The 359-nt window shown below is 64.6% G+C and carries 2 pseudogenes; both read left to right on the top strand.

Annotated features, from left to right (window positions below):
• A pseudogene (locus tag ALO43_RS18645) lies at positions 1-230 on the top strand (flagellar hook-length control protein FliK); the annotation flags it as partial.
• Positions 227-359 (top strand): annotated as a pseudogene (locus ALO43_RS18650) (type III secretion system protein); the annotation flags it as partial. The pseudogenes ALO43_RS18645 and ALO43_RS18650, both read left to right, overlap by 4 nt.

A 359-nucleotide genomic window follows, 5' to 3' on the forward strand; every position in this document is an offset into this window, starting at 1 on the left:
TGCCCGAACAGCCCGCCGGCCCGCTGGCGTTTACCCTGCTGATGCCCAGCCTGGGGACAGTACGCGTCAATGCCGAAAAAACCGAACACCGTTGGAGCATCCAGCTGGGCTTCGCCCGTCGCGACGTTCTGAAACGTTTGCAGGGTCATACCGGCGCATGCCGTGACTCACTGTCGCGGGCACTCGGCCATGACGTTGAGCTGGACCTGCATGAAGATCTTGCAGCATGAGCGCGCTGCGTCTGCGCAAGGTCGATGCCCTGCTGGCTCAGGCCACGCGTGAGCTGGGTGCCGGTCAGAGCCTGGGCTTCAGCGCCGCAGGTCAGGACGCCGAACTGACCCTGTTGCCACTGCTTGCCG

Origin of the sequence: Pseudomonas tremae (genome assembly GCF_001401155.1) — a bacterium.
Taxonomy (GTDB): domain Bacteria; phylum Pseudomonadota; class Gammaproteobacteria; order Pseudomonadales; family Pseudomonadaceae; genus Aquipseudomonas; species Aquipseudomonas tremae.